The following is an 18,180-nucleotide window of genomic DNA, read 5'->3' as shown; positions in this document are numbered from 1 at the left end:
TCCGTTTTGTCGCTTCCGGCTGAAAAGGTTGCTGTATACAGGCGGTCGACTAACTGAAAGGATTTTTATGAGTGAATTTGTACACATAAATGCTGCGTATGAACATGTTTTGTTTGTGTTTTGTGTACAAAATGAATCTTTATTGAGCACATGAATGCCGCCGGATTGACCGGGCGGCATGGGCTAGAGGAAGGAGAATAAGGCGCTGGCTGCGCCTTTTAAGGGCGCAGAGCAGGCTTGCGCCTTGTCTTGGTGCGGTGTTTGGCCGTGAGGCTTGCCGTCAGCGTGGGTAGAGGGGTGGCAGGGCGCTGTTCTCCGGTGTTGCGCTGCTCGGCTCTTGGGCGGCGGGCAGGCTGCGGATGGCTTTCCACAGTTCCTCGCCCTGCCATTGCTGGCTGGTTTCGCTGTACAGCGCAGCATTCAAGCCATCGAGGGCGTCGGACAGCGGCACGTCGCGCGCGGCCATGTCCGCCAGGGTTTCCGGCTGCTGACGCGCCCAGGCGTCGAGGGCGTGGCGGGTGGCCTGGGCATCGCCCATCAGGCAGGCGCGCTTGAGATCGTCGAGCAGGGTACGTGGGCTCGGGCCGCTCTGCGCCGCCCGCTGGATCGCCGGCTGGCGACGCGCGTGCCACCACAGGCCGAAACCGAGCAGGGTGGTCAGGGCGAGCAGGGCGCAGGCCAGTTGCCAGGGCCACAACGGGGCACCTTCCATGCGCTGTACTTCGCTGGGAATCGGCGTGACCGGCTCGTCCACCTGCAGCGCCGGGTTTTCTGCCACCTGCAGGGTGCGCGCCGGCAGGGTGGTGCGTTCCAGGCTGTCGGTCTTGGTGTTCCACCACACCACTTGCAGGGCCGGCAGCTCGAAGCTGCCGCTGCGGCTCGGCACCAGCGCTTCGCGATCCTCGCGGCTGCCGAGCATGCCATTTTCGCTGGGCTGGTCGCTGAGCTGGGGCTGATCCGGGTAGCGGCGCAGGCCGTCGACCTGGGTGGCGGGTAGTGGCGGCAACTGGGCGCTGGACAGGCCATCTACCTTCAGGGTCAGGCTACGGGTCAGGGATTCGCCCACCTTGGCCTGCTCCGGCTGCGGATTCCAGCTTTCCGCCAGGCCCAGGGCGCGTGCCGGTAGCCAGGGCACGTCGGCCGGGTAATCGGCGGGCTTGGGGCGCACCTGCAAGGGGATGTCGGGTGACTTCACCCGCGTCACGCGCCCAGGGCGCGGGCCGAAGGGGTTGAAGTCGCTACCGCTGCGCTCGACCAGGGTGGCGCTGAATACCTGGCCGGGGATGATGAGCTGGCCGCTGCGCTGCGGGTAGATGGCATAGCGCACTTCGATCACGCCATGACGCACGCCGCCGATGTCCTTCTCGTAAGTGCGCGGCTCGCCCAGGCGCTCGACGCGGGCATCGTCGATCTGCAGGGGCGTCAGGCTGCTGTCGTCATACAGCGAGACCGAGTGGTAGATGCGCAGGGTGAGCATGGCCTGGGCCTGCACGTAGACGCTTTCCTGATCGAGGCTGGCATCGATGAACACGGGCGCCAGCTTCTCGCTCTTGCCGCTTTGCCTGGCTGGCTCGACGTGCAGGGTGATGGGCAGGCTGGCGGCGTCTTCCAGGCGGATCGGTGGAATCTCGACCTGGCCGCTACGTTTGGGTTGCAGGGTGAGAATCCAGCGCGTCGTGGTGCGTGGGGTGTCGCCGAGGGTGGTCAGACGATTGACCTGACTGCTGCCGAGAATCTCGAAGTCGGCATCCAGCGGGCTGAAGTCGGGGCGACCGAAGCGGGTGGGGTCGGTGGACTCCAGGGTCAGCACTACGGTCTCGCCTTCGCTCAGGTGCGTGCGGTCGACGCTGGCGACGAAGGCGTCGGCGTGGGCCAGGCCGCCCAGGAGCAAGAGAAAAAGCAGGCTGACGAGACGCTTCATCGGGATCGTTCCTGACGCTGTTGCTGTTCGTACCAGAATTTACGCCGCAGCAGCTCGCCCGGGTCATCGGGAATCTGCCGCAGCCATTGTTCCAGCGCCTGCCGGCGCTCCTGGTTGGTGCCCAGGTCGGCATCGCTCATGGGTGTCTGCGGGGTGGCTTGGGCATCGGCCTGGGCCTCGTTCTCGGCGCTCTGGTCGTTGCCGGGGGCGCTTTCGTTCGATTCCGGCTGGGGCTGTTCGGCGCCGGCCTTGGCGTCATCGCTGGGCTTGGCGGCGTTGTTCTCAGGTTCGCTCGGCTGAGCGGCCTGGCCCTGGCTGGCCTGCTCAGCGGCTTGCGCCTGGTCGTTGCGCGAAGGCGGCGGGTTCTGCGTCTGCCCGCTGTCGTTCTGTTCAGCCTGACGCTGGCGCAGGGCCTCTTCCACCAGGGCCTTGTTGTGCTGCGCAGCGGCCAGCTCGGGTTGCCGCTCCAGGGCCTGTTCGTAGGCATCCAGCGCGGCTTCCAGCTCACCGGCCTTGGCCAGGGCATTGCCGCGGTTGTAGTGGTCGCGGGCCTCGTCGCCCTGGGCGAAGCGCTCGGCGGCGGTGCCATATTCACCGGCTTCGTAGAGCGCCTTGCCTTGCCACTGCGGATCCTCGAAGCGTTGCGCCGCCTCGGCCGGGCGCTGCGCCTCGAGCAGGTGCTGGCCTTGTTGATCCGGGCGCAGCCAGAGGTCGTCGAAGTCGAAGGCGTAGCTGTTCTGCGCCGGCAGCATCAGCAGCAGGGGCAGCACCAGCAACCAGCCACGGCGGCCGGCGCAGGCGGCCAGCAGCAACAGCGGCAGGAGCAACCAGTAGCCCTGGTCGATGCGCGCGTCGAGCTGCGTGGGTTCATCAGCATCGCGCATCGCGGCGGGGGCATCGAGCAGGCCTAGGCGTTTCAGGTCGCCGTCGTCCAGGCGAATCTGTGCGTAGCGCCCGCCCTGCGCCTCGGCGAACTGGCGCAGGCCCCGGGCATCCAGGCGTGGGATGACGATGCCGCCGTCGCGATCCTTGAGGAAGCTGCCGTCCTCCTGAGTGACCGGCGCACCTTCGCGGGTGCCGACGCCGAGGATCAGCAAGGGTGTGGCGCGGCGTGCCAGGGCCTGGGCGATGCCGCTGCGCTCCTGTTCGTCCAGGCTGCTGGTGATCAGCAGCAGGCGGCCCTGGCCCAGTTGCGCCTGCTCCAGCAGTTGCAGGGCTCGCTCCACGGCGAGGTCGGCACGCTGCCCCGGTTCGGGCATCAGCGAAGGTTTGAGCGATTCGAGCAGGTTGCGGCTGGTGGCCAGGTCGTCGGACAGCGGCACCAGGCTGTGGGCGCTGCCGGCGTAGACGACGATGGCGGTCTGCGCGTCGCGGCGTGCTTCGAGCAGGTCGAGCAGCTTGCGTCGGGCCTGTTCCAGGCGCGTCGGCGGTGTGTCGCCGGCGAGCATGCGCGGGGTGAGTTCGAGCATCACCACCAGCGGGTCGGCCGGTTTCTGGCTGCTCTGCTGCACCTGCTGCCAACTGGGGCCGAGTAGCGCGAGTACGGCCAGCAGCCAGGCCATCGCCAGCGCCAGCAGGGGCAGGCGGTTGCTACGCTGGCCGCTGCCGCTGAGCAACACCGCATGGAAGGCCGGCGGCAGCAGTTGCTGCCAACGCCCGCTCTGCCGTTCGCGATGCCACAGGCGCCACAGCAGCCAGGCCAGCAGGGGCAGCGCCAGCAGCCACCAGGGCCGCAACCAGTCGGGCCAGAGCAGGCTCATCCTCGCCTCCGCAGGCGTTGCGGCCACTGCGGCCAGAGCGTTTGGCCGGCCAGCAGCAGGCTGCCGAGTAGAGCCAGGCTCAGTGGCCAGGCATACAGGGCCTGGGCCGGGCGGGCGAGAATGGGCTGCTGGCTGACCGGCTCGAGGCGATCGAGGGTCGCCTCGATCTGTTGCAGCTCGGCCAGGTTGCGTGCGCGGAAGTATTCGCCGCCGGTGGTGTCGGCGATGCCGCGCAGGGTCGGTTCGTCCAGATCCAGCCCGCTGCTGAAGCCGAACACGCCAAGCACGCCGCTCTGCTGCGGGTCGGCGCCGATGCCGATGGTGTAGATGTGCACGCCTTCCTCGGCGGCCAGGCGTGCCGCGGTCATCGGCTCCAGTGTGCCGCCGTTGCTGGCGCCGTCGGTGACCAGCACCAGCACGCGGCTGTCGGCTGGGCGCTGGCGCAGGCGCTTGACGGCCAGGCCAATGGCATCGCCGATGGCGGTGTTCTTGCCGGCAATGCCGATCAGCGCTTCGTCCAGCCAGGTGCGCACGGTGTGGCGGTCGAAGGTCAGCGGCGCCTGCAGGTAGGCCTGGCTGCCGAACAGGATCAGGCCGACGCGGTCACCCCGGCGGCCTTCGATGAAGTCGCCGAGCAGGCGCTTGACCAGCTCCAGGCGGCTGATGGGCTCGTCATCCCACTGCATGTCGGCGTAATCCATGGAGCCGGAGACATCCACCGCCAGCAGCAGGTCACGGCCGGTGGCCGGCAACGGCAGGGGCTCGCCGACCCATTGCGGGCGTGCCGCCGCGCACAGCAGCAACAGCCAGATGCACGCCAGCGGCACCTGCTGGCGCCAACCGGGCAGGGCAGCACGGGCGCGGCGACCGCTGAGCGCCTGCAACTCGTCGAGAAAGCCGACGCGCAGCGCCGCATCGCCGCTGTCGGCGGGCGGCAGCAGCAGGCGCAGCAGCCAGGGCAGCGGCGCGAAGGCGAAGACCCACCACCAGGCGAACTCAAACATGCTTGCGAATCCAGGTGGCGATGGCCTGCTCGAGTTCCTCGATGGCCTTGTCGCTGAGGCTGCACTGCGGCTTGTAGGCGCCTTCGACCAGGATCATCCAGCGCGTCAGCCCGGCAGCCGGGCAGCGGTTGTCGAGGAAGGCCAGCCAGGCACGGCTGCTCAGGGTGTGGCTGGCGCTGTCCGGGTAGTGCTCGCGGCACAGGCGCTTGAGCAGGGCGTTGAGCTGTTGCAGCCAGGGGCCGGCCGGCGCGCCGTCATAGGGTTTGCGCAAGGTGGCCAGCTCATCCAGGGCAGCCTGGCGCAGGGCATCGAGCGGCTGCTCGGCGGCCACCTGGCGGGGCCGGCGGCGCCAGCGGCGCAGCAGCCGCCAGAGGCCCCAGAGCAGCAGCGGCAGCAGAGCGGCCAGCAGCCACCAGCCAGGCGCCGGCGGCCACCAGGGCACCGGTGGCGGGTCGATCAGCGGCTGCAACTGATCGAGGGGATTCATGGCGCCTTCCTCGGGTGCAGGGCGCTGAGTTGCTCCTGCAACTGCGTCACCAGCTCGAACTGGGTGCTCAGTGGCAGCAGGGGCACACCGAGTTTCTGTGCCAGGCGCTGCCAGCGCGCTTCACGGGCTTGTCCCTGGCTGCGGTAAGCCTGGCGCAAGGCGTCGTTGTGGCTGTCGAGTTCGAGCCGGGCGCCGCCCTGGGTGAAGCGCAGCAGGCCGGCTGCCGGCAGGGCATGGTCGAGCGGATCGGACAGCGGCAACAGCAGAAGGTCGGTATGCCGGGCGAGCAGGGTCAGTTGCTGTTCGGCGTTGTCGTTCAGCGCGCGCTCGTCGCACAGCACGATCACCAGGCTGCCGGGGCGCAGCACCTCGCGGGCGCGGCGCAGGGCCAGGCCGAGGGTATCGCGGGTGCTGGCGGCGGCGACCTCGGCAGTCAGCGCCTGGTTGGCGCGGGCCAGCAGGTTGAGCAGTTGCAACAGGCTCTGCTTGCTGCGCCTGGGTTTGACCTCATGGTGCTCCTGATCGGCGAACACCAGGCCGCCGATGCGGTCGTTGTGATCCAGGGCGGCCCAGCCGACCAAGGCGGCGGCCTGGGCGGCGAGCACCGACTTGAAGCACTGTTCGCTGCCGAAGAACAGGCGCTGGCTCTGCTCGACGATGATGAAGATGGGCCGCTCGCGTTCTTCGTGGAACAGCTTGGTGTGCGGCTCCTGGGTGCGCGCGGTGACGCGCCAGTCGATGGTGCGCACGTCGTCGCCGGGCTGGTACACGCGCACCTGGTCGAAGTCCACACCACGCCCGCGCAGACGCGAGTGGTGCAGGCCGATCAGTGGGCTGCGCCGTGCTGGAGTGGAGAACAGCGGCACTTCATGCACCTTGTGGCGCATGTCGATCAGCTCGCCGAGGGCGATATGGATGCCGGGATGGCTGGCCTGGCTTTGCATGGCTTCAGTCCATGGCCCGGATGCAAGCCTGCGACAGCGCGCGAACCCTCCCGGATTGCATCCGGGCTACGCGGGGCTGAATGCCAGCTTGCAGCTTGTGGCTTGCAGCTTGCGGCTGCATCTAGGCCACCGCGACCACATCGAGGATGCGCTGGATCACGCGATCCTGGTCGACCCCCGAGGCTTCGGCCTCGAAGGAGAGAATGATGCGGTGGCGCAGCACGTCGAACAGCACCGCCTGGATGTCCTCGGGGCTGACGAAGTCGCGCCCGGCCAGCCAGGCGTGGGCACGCGCGCAGCGGTCGAGGGAGATGGAGCCACGGGGGCTGGCGCCGTAGGCGATCCACTCGGCCAGTTCGGCGTCGAACTTGGCCGGGGTGCGGCTGGCCATCACCAGTTGCACCAGGTACTCCTCCACGGCATCGGCCATGTACAGGCCGAGGATTTCCTTGCGTGCGGCGAAGATCGCGTGCTGGCTGACCCGGTGCTCGGGCTTGGCTTCGCCGTTGAGCGCATCGCCACGGGCCTGGGCGAGAATCTTGCGCTCCACGGCAGCATCGGGAAAGCCGATCTTCACGTGCATCAGGAAACGGTCGAGCTGGGCCTCGGGCAGCGGGTAAGTGCCTTCCTGCTCGATGGGGTTCTGCGTGGCCATCACCAGGAACAGTGGTGACAGGTCATAGGTGGAGCGGCCTACCGACACCTGGCGCTCGGCCATGGCTTCAAGCAGTGCCGATTGCACCTTGGCCGGTGCGCGGTTGATCTCGTCGGCCAGCACCAGGTTGTGGAAGATCGGCCCCTGCTGGAACACGAAACTGCCGGTTTCCGGGCGGTAGATCTCGGTACCGGTGATGTCCGCCGGGAGCAGGTCGGGGGTGAACTGGATGCGGTGGAACTCGCCCTCGATGCCTTCGGCCAGTTCCTTGATCGCCTTGGTCTTGGCCAGGCCGGGCGCACCCTCCACCAGCAGATGTCCGTCGGCGAGCAGGGCCACCAGCAGACGGTCGATCAGGCGATCCTGGCCGAGTATCTGAGTGGAGAGAAATTGGCGTAACGCGACCAGCGCTTCACGGTGTTCCATCGGCGGACTCTTAATGGCGGTAGGCGAGTGCGGTTGCCCGGCGCGGGCAGGTCGTCGACTTTAATCCATTTGCCGTGTCAGCTGCTATGTCGGGCATCACGGCGATGGCCGCAAGCCGTCGAGGTTCGACTGCAATGACGAGCGAGGGTCGGCGCTGGATGGGCAACGTCAGAACAGAACTTGCACCGTAACGGTGCGCCCTTGAAAGAAAATGTCGCAGCTCCGCAAGCCGCAGAGGGGCAAGCCTCGTTAAGCTGGCCCGCCAAGCGTGACCCATCGGTCGCCAGTTTCCGCCATGATCGTCCGGCTTCAGCCCGTGTCATCGTCGTTTCATGGGCTAACGTTGAACTAACGGGTGGATGGCACGATCAAGTCTCGCGACTGCCTCTACCAGAGACGCCACTGAAGAACCACTGGTTTTTCCGGGCGCCATCTGTCGAACCACCAGCCCAATGGAGCAAAACCATGGCGTTCTTTACGGCGGCCAGCAAAGCCGACTTCCAGCAGCAACTGCAAGCGGCCCTGGCGCAGCACGTGAGTGAGCAGGCGTTAGCACAAGTTTCCCTCTTCGCCGAACAGTTCTTCGGTATCGTCGCCCTTGATGAACTGACCCAGCGGCGCCTGTCCGATCTGGTCGGCTGCACCTTGTCGGCCTGGCGCATGCTCGAGCGCTTCGACCAGGCCAGGCCGCAGGTGCGGGCGTTCAACCCCGACTACGAGAAGCACGGCTGGCAATCGACCCATACGGCCGTGGAGATCCTCCATGGCGACATTCCGTTTCTGGTCGACTCGGTGCGCATGGAGCTCAACCGTCGCGGCTACAGCATCCATACCCTGCAGAACAGCGTGTTCAGTGTGCGCCGTGACAAGAACGGCGACCTCAAGGAAATCCTTCCCAAGGGCACCCAGGGCGACGGCGTGCTGCAGGAAGCGCTGATGTTCCTGGAGATCGACCGCTGCTCCAGCGCCAGCGAACTCAAGACGCTGGAGAGGGCCATCGACGAGGTATTCAGCGACGTGCGCCTGGCGGTCACCGACTTCCAGCCGATGAAGGCCAAGGCCCGCGAGCTGCTGGCCTGGCTCGATCGCGCCAAGCTCAAGGTGGACAAGAGCGAGCTGGAAGAGATCAAGGTGTTCCTCGGCTGGCTGCTGGACAACCATTTCACCTTCCTCGGCTACGAGGAGTTCACCGTGGCCGACAACGCCGAGGGCGGCCAACTGCAGTATGACGAGAAGTCCCTGCTGGGGCTGTCCAAGCGCCTGCGCCCGGGGCTGAGCGCCGAAGAACTGCAGATCGAGCCGGACGCGGTGGCCTACCTGCGCGAGCCGCAACTGCTGTCCTTCGCCAAGGCCGCCGTGCCCAGTCGCGTGCATCGCCCGGCCTACCCGGACTTCGTTTCCATCCGCGAGCTCGACGCCAAGGGCCGCGTGGTCAAGGAGTGCCGCTTCATGGGCCTGTACACCTCGGCGGTGTACGCCGAGAGCGTGTGGAACATCCCCTACATCCGCCGCAAGGTGGCGGTGATCAAGCAGCATTCCGGCTTCGAGAGCAGCGCGCACCTGGGCAAGGAACTGGCCCAGGTATTGGAAGTGCTGCCGCGCGATGACCTGTTCCAGACCCCGGTGGACGACCTGCTCAGCACCGCCATCGCCATCGTGCAGATCCAGGAGCGCAACAAGATCCGCGTGTTCCTGCGGCGCGACCCTTATGGCCGCTTCTGCTACTGCCTGGCCTACGTGCCGCGTGACGTGTATTCCACGGAAACCCGCGTGAAGATCCAGCAGGTGCTGATGGAGCGCCTGCAGGCGACCGACTGCGAGTTCTGGACCTTCTTCTCCGAATCGGTGCTGGCGCGGGTGCAGTTCATCCTGCGCGTCGACCCGAAGAACAAGTCGCACATCGATCCCGTGCGCCTGGAGAAGGAAGTCATCCAGGCCTGCCGTTCGTGGAAGGACGACTACGTCAGCCTGATGGTGGAAAGCCTCGGCGAAGCCCAGGGCACCAACGTGCTGGCCGAGTTCCCGGAAGGCTTCCCGGCCGGCTACCGCGAGCGCTTCGCCGCCCATTCAGCGGTGGTGGACATGCAGCACCTGCTCAGCCTGAGCGCGGAAAAGCCGCTGGTGATGAGCTTCTACCAGCCGCTGGCGCAGAACGAGCAGCAACTGCACTGCAAGCTGTATCACGCCGACACGCCGCTGCCGCTGTCTGACGTCTTGCCGATCCTGGAGAACCTGGGCCTGCGCGTGCTCGGCGAGTTCCCCTACAAGCTGCGCCGTGCCGACGGCCGCGAGTTCTGGATTCACGATTTCGCCTTCACCTATGCCGAAGGCCTGGACGTCGATATCCAGCAGCTCAACGACACCTTGCAGGATGCCTTTATCCATATCGTTGGCGGCGATGCCGAGAACGACGCCTTCAACCGCCTGGTGCTGACCGCTGCCATGCCCTGGCGCGACGTGGCGCTGCTGCGGGCCTATGCGCGCTATCTCAAACAGATTCGTCTGGGCTTCTCGCTCAGCTACATCGCCGCCACCCTGGTCAACCATGCGGATATTGCCAAGGAGCTGGTGCGCCTGTTCCGCACCCGTTTCTACCTGGCGCGCAAGCTCAGCGCCGAAGACCTGGAAGACAAGCAGCAGAAGCTCGAACAGGCCATCCTCGCCGCCCTCGACGACGTTGCCGTGCTCAACGAGGATCGCATCCTGCGGCGCTACCTGGATCTGATCAAGGCGACCCTGCGCACCAACTTCTACCAGCCGGGCGAGAACGGTCAGGGCAAGAGCTATTTCAGCTTCAAGCTCAGCCCACGGCTGATCCCGGACATCCCGCGCCCGGTGCCGAAGTTCGAGATCTTCGTCTACAGCCCGCGCGTCGAGGGCGTGCACCTGCGCTTCGGCGACGTCGCCCGTGGCGGCCTGCGCTGGTCGGATCGCGAAGAGGACTTCCGTACCGAAGTGCTCGGCCTGGTCAAGGCGCAGCAGGTGAAGAACGCGGTGATCGTGCCGATGGGCGCCAAGGGCGGCTTCGTGCCGCGCAAGGTGCCGCTCGGCGGTTCGCGTGACGAGGTGATGGCCGAGGGCATCGCCTGCTACCGCATCTTCATCAGCGGCCTGCTCGACATCACCGACAACCTCAAGGAAGGCGAGGTGGTGCCGCCGGCGGGTGTGGTGCGCCACGACGCCGACGACCCCTATCTGGTGGTGGCGGCAGACAAGGGCACCGCGACCTTCTCCGACATCGCCAACGGCATCGCCGCCGAATACGGCTTCTGGCTCGGCGACGCCTTCGCCTCCGGCGGCTCGGCCGGCTACGACCACAAGGGCATGGGCATCACCGCCAAGGGCGGCTGGGTTTCCGTGCAGCGGCACTTCCGCGAACGCGGCATCGACGTGCAGAAGGACAACGTCACCGTCATCGGCGTCGGCGACATGGCCGGCGACGTGTTCGGCAACGGCATGCTGCTGTCGGACAAGCTGCAACTGGTGGCCGCCTTCAACCACCTGCACATCTTTATCGACCCGAATCCGGATGCGGCCAAGAGCTTCGCCGAGCGCAAGCGCCTGTTCGAGCTGCCGCGCTCGAGCTGGGCCGACTACGACAGCAAGCTGATCTCCGAGGGTGGCGGCATCTTCCTGCGCAGCGCCAAGAGCATCGCCATCAGTCCGCAGATGAAGGCGCGCTTCGACATCGCCGCCGACAGGCTGGCGCCCACCGAGCTGCTCAATGCGCTGCTCAAGGCACCGGTCGACCTGCTGTGGAACGGCGGCATCGGCACCTACGTCAAGTCCAGCCAGGAGAGCCATGGCGACGTCGGCGACAAGGCCAACGACGCCCTGCGCGTGGATGGCCGCGAGCTGCGTGCCAAGGTGGTGGGCGAGGGCGGCAACCTGGGCATGACCCAGCTCGGCCGCGTCGAGTTCGGCCTGCATGGCGGTGCCAGCAACACCGACTTCATCGACAACGCCGGTGGTGTGGACTGCTCCGACCATGAAGTGAACATCAAGATCCTGCTCGGCGAGATCGTCGCCGCTGGCGACATGACCGAGAAGCAGCGCAACAAGCTGCTGGCCGAGATGACCGATGACGTCTCCGAACTGGTGCTGGCCAACAACTACAAGCAGACCCAGGCGTTGTCGCTGGCCGAGCGCCGCGCGCGCGAGCGCATCGGCGAGTACAAGCGCCTGATGAATGCTCTGGAAAGCGCCGGCAAGCTGGATCGGGCCCTGGAGTTCCTGCCTTCGGACGAGGCGCTCAACGAGCGTGTCACCAGCGGCCAGGGCCTGACCCGGCCGGAACTGTCGGTGCTGATCTCCTATAGCAAGATCGACCTCAAGGAGTCGCTGCTCAAGTCCCAGGTGCCGGACGACGACTACCTGGCGCGCGAGATGGAAACCGCCTTCCCGGCCATCCTCACCGAGAAGTTCGGCGACGCCATGCGCCGTCACCGCCTCAAGCGCGAGATCGTCAGCACGCAGATCGCCAACGATCTGGTCAACCACATGGGCATCACCTTCGTGCAGCGCCTGAAGGAGTCCACCGGCATGAGTGCGGCCAACGTCGCCGGTGCCTACGTCATCGTTCGTGACCTGTTCCGCCTGCCGCACTGGTGGGCGCAGATCGAGGCGCTGGATTACCAGGTGCCGGCCGAGCTGCAACTGCAACTGATGGACGAACTGATGCGCCTGGGCCGTCGTGCCACCCGCTGGTTCCTGCGCAGCCGGCGCAACGACCTGGACGCCGCGCGTGACGTGGCGCACTTCGCACCGCGTATCGAGGCGTTGGTAGGGCGTTTGGACGAATTGCTCGAAGGGCCGGCCCGCGAGCAATGGCTGGCGCGTTATCAGAGCTATGTCGAAGCTGGCGCGCCGGAAGAGCTGGCCCGTGTGGTCGCCGGTACCAGTCATCTGTACACGCTGTTGCCGATCATCGAGGCGGCGGACGTCACCGGAAAGGACGCCAGCGAAGTGGCTGCGGTCTACTTCGCCGTCGGCAGTGCGCTGGATCTGTCCTGGTATCTGCAGCAGATCACCAACCTGGCGGTGGAGAGCAACTGGCAGGCGCTGGCCCGTGAGGCTTTCCGCGACGATCTGGACTGGCAGCAGCGTGCCGTCACCGTGTCGGTGCTGCAGATGGCCGACGGCCCGCAGGAACTGGAAGCACGTCTGGCCCTATGGCTGGAGCAGCACCAGCGCCTGGTGGATCGCTGGAAGGCCATGCTCACCGAGCTGCGTGCCGCCACTGGCAGCGACTATGCCATGTACGCCGTGGCCAACCGTGAGCTGATGGATCTGGCGCAGAGCGCCTGATGCGAGGATCGCGAAGCTGAAACGACCAGGCCCCGCGATTGCGGGGCCTGGTCGTTTTTAATGGGGAGCGTTGCTGCGACTCAGCTTGGATGCATGCTCCGCGCTAGGCATGAGAGGGGAGAGTCCCCATAATCGCCCCCTGAAAATAGATTTCGCTGTACTGATACTGTATTTTTGAACAGTATTTGCTGGCTGTTGGTGAGGAACAGATGGGATACGAGCTTACGCAGGAACAACGAGAGCGCTACCGGGCGACCTCGATTCGCTCCCAGAAGCGCAAGCTGGCGCTGCTCGCAGACCCTAGCCAATCGCTGCCGTCGCCTATTGAGGACTGGAGACTCAATACTCTGGATTTGATGCCAGAGTGCCCGAGCCATGGTTTGACTTGCCTCTCCCTGTTCTCGGGTGGTGGCGGCTTGGATGTTGGTTTCGAGAGAGCAGGTTTCCAACATGTCGCATCCTTTGAAATTCTCGAGGTATGCGGTGAAACACTGCGCAGCAATCGTCCGGCGTGGGACATCCGCTCAGGCGTTCTCGCGGGAGACGTCTGTAACGCCTCCTTCTCTGCCTTTCGGGGGGTGGACATCGTCCACGGTGGGCCGCCTTGTCAGCCGTTTTCCGTTGCCGGTAAGCAAGCGGGCGCTGATGACCCCAGGAACATGTGGGGTGAGTTCGTTCGTTGTGTGAGGCAGACGCGACCACGTGCTTTCATCGCTGAGAACGTCGTGGGGCTGCTGGACAAGAAGTTCGAGTCATTCGTGCGCGAGACGATCCTCGATCCATTGAGCGATCAGTACGTAATCTTCAAGTTCAAGTTGGCAGCTCATGATTTCGGTGTGCCGCAGGCGCGCCGCCGGGTTTTCTTCGTCGGGTTCAGAGCAGCACGCGATGCTGTACGGTTTCACGAGCCGCAGCCGACTCACGGCGATACGGGCGAGCTGCTACCGCACAACACGGCACGGCGGAGTCTGGGTTTGCCCGATATCGGGTTCGATGTTGTCGCACCGACGCTGCGTTCTGGCTTCACCGGACCGAGAAATACCACAGGGGTGGTCAATAGCAAGGCGTCGTTGAAGGTCTGGAACGAGTTGCAGCTCTGGCCCAATGGGGTTCAGCTAACGCATGAGTTGGCCATGGCCTATCCACCTGAAAACAACCATTTTCGGCTGTGCGTGGCCGACTGCGCGTTACTGCAGGGCTTCCCCGCTGATTGGCGTTTTTCCGGTGCGGTCTATCAGGCGCTTGGGCAGATTGGCAATAGCGTGTGCCCGCCGGTCGCCTATGCCGTGGCACGGCAAGTCGCATTGGCATTGGGAGTGCTGCGGTGACGGTTCAGGATGATGAGCGCGAACGTGAGCTGTCCGCTTTGTTCGGTTTGGAGTGGGACGCTGCGCACGAACGCCATGGGGTAGATGCGCTGCTGACCGATATCCAGGTAAATGGCGTGACCTATCAGCTTGAGGTGGAGGTTAAATCCTCCACGAGTCTCGATGTCGGTACGGCGCGTGACTTCGGCATGGCGCACATTGAGCGCTGGCGGAAAATGTTTTTCGTGTTCGGTTTCTACTCCAGGGAGCGCGGCAGGCCTGAGTTGCAACGCAGCTTGTGCCTGACTCCGGTGGATATGGAGCCCTGGTTGCAGGCGAAGGAAGAGCAGATGCAGATCGACTTCCGTTTGGCTGCAAGAGTATCGAGTCATCTGCAGTTAGCGGATTTGTTTGCCGTTTGTGGAGAGCAGGCCCACTATTCCATCGAAGACGCCAAGCGTTTGCACAAGTTGCAGTACAGCGCCCAGCAATACAGTGAGGCCGCTGATCTGCTGGTGGATGGTTTGCCACGCATCTCTCAGGGCCGCATGTTGGAGATTCTCAAGCGGCGCGCGCAATACATTGCCGAGCGAGGCTCTACGATCAACAACCCGCATATCACCAAGACCTTCCTCAGGGACTTTCTTGGCACGAGTAGAGAAATTACCAGCCGAACCCAGTGCGCATCGCGCATTCGAGCGATCGCTACCGAGTTCTTGCAGACCTACCCTAATCATCCTGCGGCATTGGTGGCCGAGTGATCGACCTGTGCATTGGCTGAGTTCCGCTGACTCAGCCATACCCTGACTATGCCTTCTAGCGCGCTATATGCGCACCCTCTGCTATCCAGCGGCCGATCAGGTCACGTTCGTCCTGGGTCATCTGGGTGATGTTGCCCAGCGGCATGATCTGCGAGGCCACGGCCTGGGCCTGGATCTTCGCCGCCTGTGCCTGCATCTGCGCGGGCGTATCGAGCATGAAGCCGGCCGGTGCGGCGCTGAACATCGGGCTGCTCGGGTTGGCCGAGTGGCACACGGTGCAGCGCTCGTGGATGACCTTTTCGACCTGGGCGAAGCGGGTGCCGTCGGCCTGCGTGGCAGCGGGCCGTTCGGTGGCTGCGGTGCTTGGTGCTTGCTCGCTTGCCGTGGCGGCTTGCTCGGCCTGAGCCAGTGGCGTGGCGACGACAGCAGGTGGCTTCGGCGCAGTGACATAGGCCAGGCAGATCATGCCCAGGGCGGCGACCGGCAGCGTCCAGGCGAAGCGCTGGCTGGCATGGCGGGTGTTGAAGTAGTGACGCACCAGCACCGCCAGAACCGCGATGCCGGCGAGGATCAGCCAGTTGTAGTGGCTGCCGTAGGTGCTGGGGAAGTGGTTGCTGATCATGATGAACAGCACCGGCAGGGTGAAATAATTGTTGTGTCGCGAGCGCAGCAGGCCCTTGGCCGGCAGCAGTGGGTCGGGCGTGGTGTTGGTTTCGATGGCCTTAACCAGAGCACGCTGCGCCGGCATGATGGTGAAGAATACGTTGCCGACCATGATGGTGCCGATGATGGCGCCGACATGGATATAGGCCGCGCGGCCGCTGAACACCTGGGAGAAGCCCCAGGCTGCGGCAATGATCAGCACGAACAATACGGCACCGAGCAGGGCCGGGCGCTTGCCCAGTGGCGAGTCGCAGAGGAGGTGATAGATCAGGTAGCTGACAGCCATGGAGCCGAGGCCGATGGCGATGGCGGCGGCCGGTGCCAGATCGACACCCGGTTTGACCAGATACAGGCTGGGGTTGAGGTAGTACACCACCAGCAGCAGGGCCACACCCGAGAGCCAGGTGAAGTAGGCCTCCCATTTGAACCAGTGCAGGTTCTCCGGCATTTTCGGCGGTGCCAGCTTGTACTTTTCCAGGTGGTAGATGCCGCCGCCGTGAATGGCCCAGAGATCGCCCGCCAGCCCCTCGCGCGGGTTGCGCCGGTCGAGGTTGTTCTCCAGCCAGACGAAATAGAAGGATGCGCCGATCCAGGCGATGCCGGTGATCATGTGGATCCAGCGGATGCCCAGGTTTAGCCATTCGGTGAAATGTGCTTCCACGTTCCGTACCTCTCCCTGCAACCAGCAGAGCGGCTGCAGGCTTCTCTTATTGGTGGGGATCGAGGAGAAGAAGCTCGTCCTCGGCGAAGAAATGTTCGTCGCAGTTGTTACCCGAACCACTGCGATCAACCACCAGGAAGTCATCCCGCTTTTCGATCGTCAGCACCGGATGGTGCCAGACGCCGCGATGGTAATTGACGCCCTGCCTGCCATTGCTGAGGAAGGCACGGACGGAGCCTGATACAGGTACATCGCCAAGTGGCGCGACCACGATCAGAAAGGGGTTGCCGAGCAGCGGCATGAAGGCCTGGCTGCCCAGCGGATGGCGTTCCAGCATGCGGATGGTCAGCGGCATCTGCAGCGCCTCGGCGCGAAAGATGCTGATGATGGCCCGATCCTCCGGCTGTGCGGTCTCCACGCTGGCCAGCTTGTGATAGCGGCGGGTGGAGCCGTTGTTGATCATGAAGAAGTCGCTACCTTCGGTTTCGATCACGTCACCGAAAGGCGCGAAGGCTTCCTTGCTCAAGGGCTCGATGGTCAGGCTACGCATGGCTGTTCTACTTGTTCTCGAATGGGTGGTGCGGCATCAGAGCTGCTGCAGGCGGAACAGGGCGATCTGGTTGATCTCCGCCAGGGCGGTGGCGAACTCCTGCTCCGGGGTATTGTGAATGCGCTGCTCGAAGGCGGCGAGGATCTGGTGGCGGTTGCTGCCCTTGACCGCCTTGATGAAGGGGAAGCCGAACCGGGCCTTGTAGGCGTCGTTGAGTTCGGTGAAGCGGGCGAACTCCTCGGCGCTGCATTCGTGGATGCCGGCACCGGCCTGCTCCGAGGTGCTGGAGGCGGTCAGCTCGCCACGGATGGCGGCCTTGCCGGCCAGATCCGGGTGGGCCTTGATCAGCGCGAGCTGGGCATCGCGGCTCGCATCCAGGAGGATCGCGGCCATGCGCTGGTGCAGCGTCTCGACCTCGTCGAGCGAAGCATCCAGGCCCTGGTCATAGGCCTGCTCGGCGACCCAGGGCGAGTGTTCGTAGATATCGGCGAAGGCCTCGACGAAGGCGTCGCGGCTCAGCGAGGAGGGCGTCAGGGTCTGGAAGCGGCTCATGAACGGTTCTCTCACTCGCTCGCGCGGAAGGGATGGGTGGCATGCCAGTGGCGGGCGATATCGACGCGGCGGGCGCACCAGACCTTGTCGTGGCGCTTCACGTATTCGATGAAACGTGCCAGCGAGGCCAGGCGTGCCGGGCGCCCCAGCAGGCGGCAGTGCATGCCGATCGAGAGCATCTTCGGTGCGCCGGCCTCGCCCTCGGCATAGAGCACGTCGAAGGCGTCCTTGAGGTACTCGAAGAAGTCGTCGCCCTTGTTGAAGCCCTGCACCTGGGTGAAGCGCATGTCGTTGGTGTCCAGGGTGTAGGGGATCACCAGATGGGGCTTCTCCGCCGTGCTGGCCGGATCCCAGTAGGGCAGATCGTCGTCGTAGGTGTCGCTGTCGTAGAGGAAACCGCCTTCCTCGCGCACGATGCGCCGGGTGTTCGGGCCGAGGCGGCCGGTGTACCAGCCCAATGGGCGTTCGCCAGTGATCTCGCTGAGGATGCGGATGGCTTCGAGCATGTGCTCGCGCTCGGTGGCCTCGTCGACGTTCTGGTAGTCGATCCAGCGCAGCCCGTGGCTGCAGATCTCGTGACCGGCAGCAGCCATCTGGCGGATCACCTCGGGGTGACGCTGGGCGGCCATGGCCACGGCGAAGATGGTCAGTGGAATGTCGTGCTTGTCGAACAGGCCCAGCAGGCGCCAGACGCCAGCGCGGCTGCCGTACTCGTAGAGCGACTCCATGCACAGGTTGCGCTGGCCCTGCAGCGGCTGCGCGGCGACCATCTCGGAGAGGAAGGCCTCCGATTCCTTGTCGCCATGCAGGATGTTGCGTTCACCGCCTTCTTCGTAATTGAGCACGAAGGACAGCGCGATGCGGGCGTCGCCCGGCCAGTGCGGATGGGGAGGGGTGGCGCCGTAGCCGATCAAGTCGCGTGGGTAATCAGCGTTCACTGCAGTCTTCCTGTCTGGATTGTGGTGGTCATGGCATGAAGCTACGCAAGCGAGACCAGGTAAGGAATTGTATACAAAGTTTTTATCGCTTTGTCAGTCGGCACTGCATCATGTTCTGGCCTTTTTGAACAAGCAAGAAACTTGCCCATTTGGTCAGTTTATTTCTTCTTGAAGCGCTTGATCAGGGCCTTTCTGCCACGCCAATCTTTCTATGTGAACGAAGGGGCGCCCAGCCTTTCTTCGC

Annotated in this window: 13 protein-coding genes; 3 read left to right on the top strand and 10 right to left on the bottom strand. The window is 64.8% G+C overall.

The genetic code is table 11. The features are described 5' to 3' along the window. Nucleotides 1–280: 280 nt before the first annotated feature. From PVE35_RS16510 to PVE35_RS16485, 6 genes are all read right to left on the bottom strand, one after another. A complete protein-coding gene (locus PVE35_RS16510; protein WP_268178188.1) occupies nucleotides 281–1,921 on the bottom strand; it encodes a BatD family protein in 1,641 nt (546 codons plus the stop codon). Next, entirely contained in the window at nucleotides 1,918–3,681 is a 1,764-nt protein-coding gene (locus PVE35_RS16505) for a VWA domain-containing protein (RefSeq protein ID WP_277372409.1), read from the bottom strand. Before PVE35_RS16505 ends, PVE35_RS16510 begins: the two co-directional genes overlap by 4 nt. After that, on the bottom strand, nucleotides 3,678–4,685 hold the full coding sequence (locus PVE35_RS16500; RefSeq protein WP_277372408.1) for a VWA domain-containing protein: 1,008 nt from the start codon (nucleotides 4,683–4,685) through the stop codon (nucleotides 3,678–3,680). Before PVE35_RS16500 ends, PVE35_RS16505 begins: the two co-directional genes overlap by 4 nt. Continuing rightward, nucleotides 4,678–5,172, bottom strand: a complete 495-nt coding sequence (locus PVE35_RS16495; protein WP_277372407.1) for a DUF4381 domain-containing protein — start codon at nucleotides 5,170–5,172, stop codon at nucleotides 4,678–4,680. Before PVE35_RS16495 ends, PVE35_RS16500 begins: the two co-directional genes overlap by 8 nt. Beyond that, nucleotides 5,169–6,116 (bottom strand): DUF58 domain-containing protein, encoded by a 948-nt coding sequence (locus PVE35_RS16490; RefSeq protein WP_277372406.1) that lies wholly within the window; start codon nucleotides 6,114–6,116, stop codon nucleotides 5,169–5,171. The genes PVE35_RS16495 and PVE35_RS16490 overlap by 4 nt, the downstream gene beginning before the upstream one ends. A gap of 121 nt (nucleotides 6,117–6,237) precedes the next feature. Next, nucleotides 6,238–7,197, bottom strand: coding sequence for a MoxR family ATPase (locus PVE35_RS16485; RefSeq protein ID WP_268178183.1), 960 nt, complete (start codon nucleotides 7,195–7,197; stop codon nucleotides 6,238–6,240). 465 nt (nucleotides 7,198–7,662) lie between these two features. On the opposite strand from PVE35_RS16485, the gene PVE35_RS16480 reads away from it, so the two are divergent. The 3 genes from PVE35_RS16480 to PVE35_RS16470 all read left to right on the top strand — a co-directional run bounded on the left by PVE35_RS16480 (nucleotide 7,663) and on the right by PVE35_RS16470 (nucleotide 14,572). Beyond that, nucleotides 7,663–12,504: an NAD-glutamate dehydrogenase gene (locus tag PVE35_RS16480; RefSeq protein ID WP_277372405.1), complete on the top strand. Its 4,842-nt coding sequence runs from the start codon at nucleotides 7,663–7,665 to the stop codon at nucleotides 12,502–12,504. Nucleotides 12,505–12,713: 209 nt separating this feature from the next. Then, nucleotides 12,714–13,832 (top strand): DNA (cytosine-5-)-methyltransferase, encoded by a 1,119-nt coding sequence (gene dcm / locus PVE35_RS16475; RefSeq protein WP_268178180.1) that lies wholly within the window; start codon nucleotides 12,714–12,716, stop codon nucleotides 13,830–13,832. Beyond that, a complete protein-coding gene (locus tag PVE35_RS16470; protein WP_268178179.1) occupies nucleotides 13,829–14,572 on the top strand; it encodes a hypothetical protein in 744 nt (247 codons plus the stop codon). The genes dcm and PVE35_RS16470 overlap by 4 nt, the downstream gene beginning before the upstream one ends. Before the next feature lie 55 nt (nucleotides 14,573–14,627). Here the strand turns inward: PVE35_RS16470 and PVE35_RS16465 are convergent, their stop codons facing one another. From PVE35_RS16465 to puuE, 4 genes are read right to left on the bottom strand one after another with little or no spacing between them, the layout of a single operon-like run. Next, nucleotides 14,628–15,896, bottom strand: coding sequence for a urate hydroxylase PuuD (locus PVE35_RS16465; protein WP_277372404.1), 1,269 nt, complete (start codon nucleotides 15,894–15,896; stop codon nucleotides 14,628–14,630). Nucleotides 15,897–15,942: 46 nt separating this feature from the next. Next, the gene (locus tag PVE35_RS16460) at nucleotides 15,943–16,446 is read right to left on the bottom strand and encodes an ureidoglycolate lyase (protein ID WP_268178177.1); all 504 of its coding nucleotides are present in this window, start codon (nucleotides 16,444–16,446) and stop codon (nucleotides 15,943–15,945) included. A gap of 36 nt (nucleotides 16,447–16,482) precedes the next feature. Further along, complete coding sequence (gene uraD / locus PVE35_RS16455) at nucleotides 16,483–16,998, bottom strand: 2-oxo-4-hydroxy-4-carboxy-5-ureidoimidazoline decarboxylase (protein WP_277372403.1); 516 nt, start codon at nucleotides 16,996–16,998, stop codon at nucleotides 16,483–16,485. Nucleotides 16,999–17,009: 11 nt separating this feature from the next. Next, entirely contained in the window at nucleotides 17,010–17,936 is a 927-nt protein-coding gene (gene puuE, locus PVE35_RS16450; protein ID WP_277372402.1) for an allantoinase PuuE, read from the bottom strand. Between the last annotated feature and the right edge of the window lie 244 nt (nucleotides 17,937–18,180).

This window comes from Pseudomonas sp. AA-38 (assembly GCF_029457475.1).
Classification (GTDB): domain Bacteria; phylum Pseudomonadota; class Gammaproteobacteria; order Pseudomonadales; family Pseudomonadaceae; genus Aquipseudomonas.
Note: the sequence above shows the minus strand (reverse complement) of the source record. Positions and strands in the feature narration are given on the sequence as shown.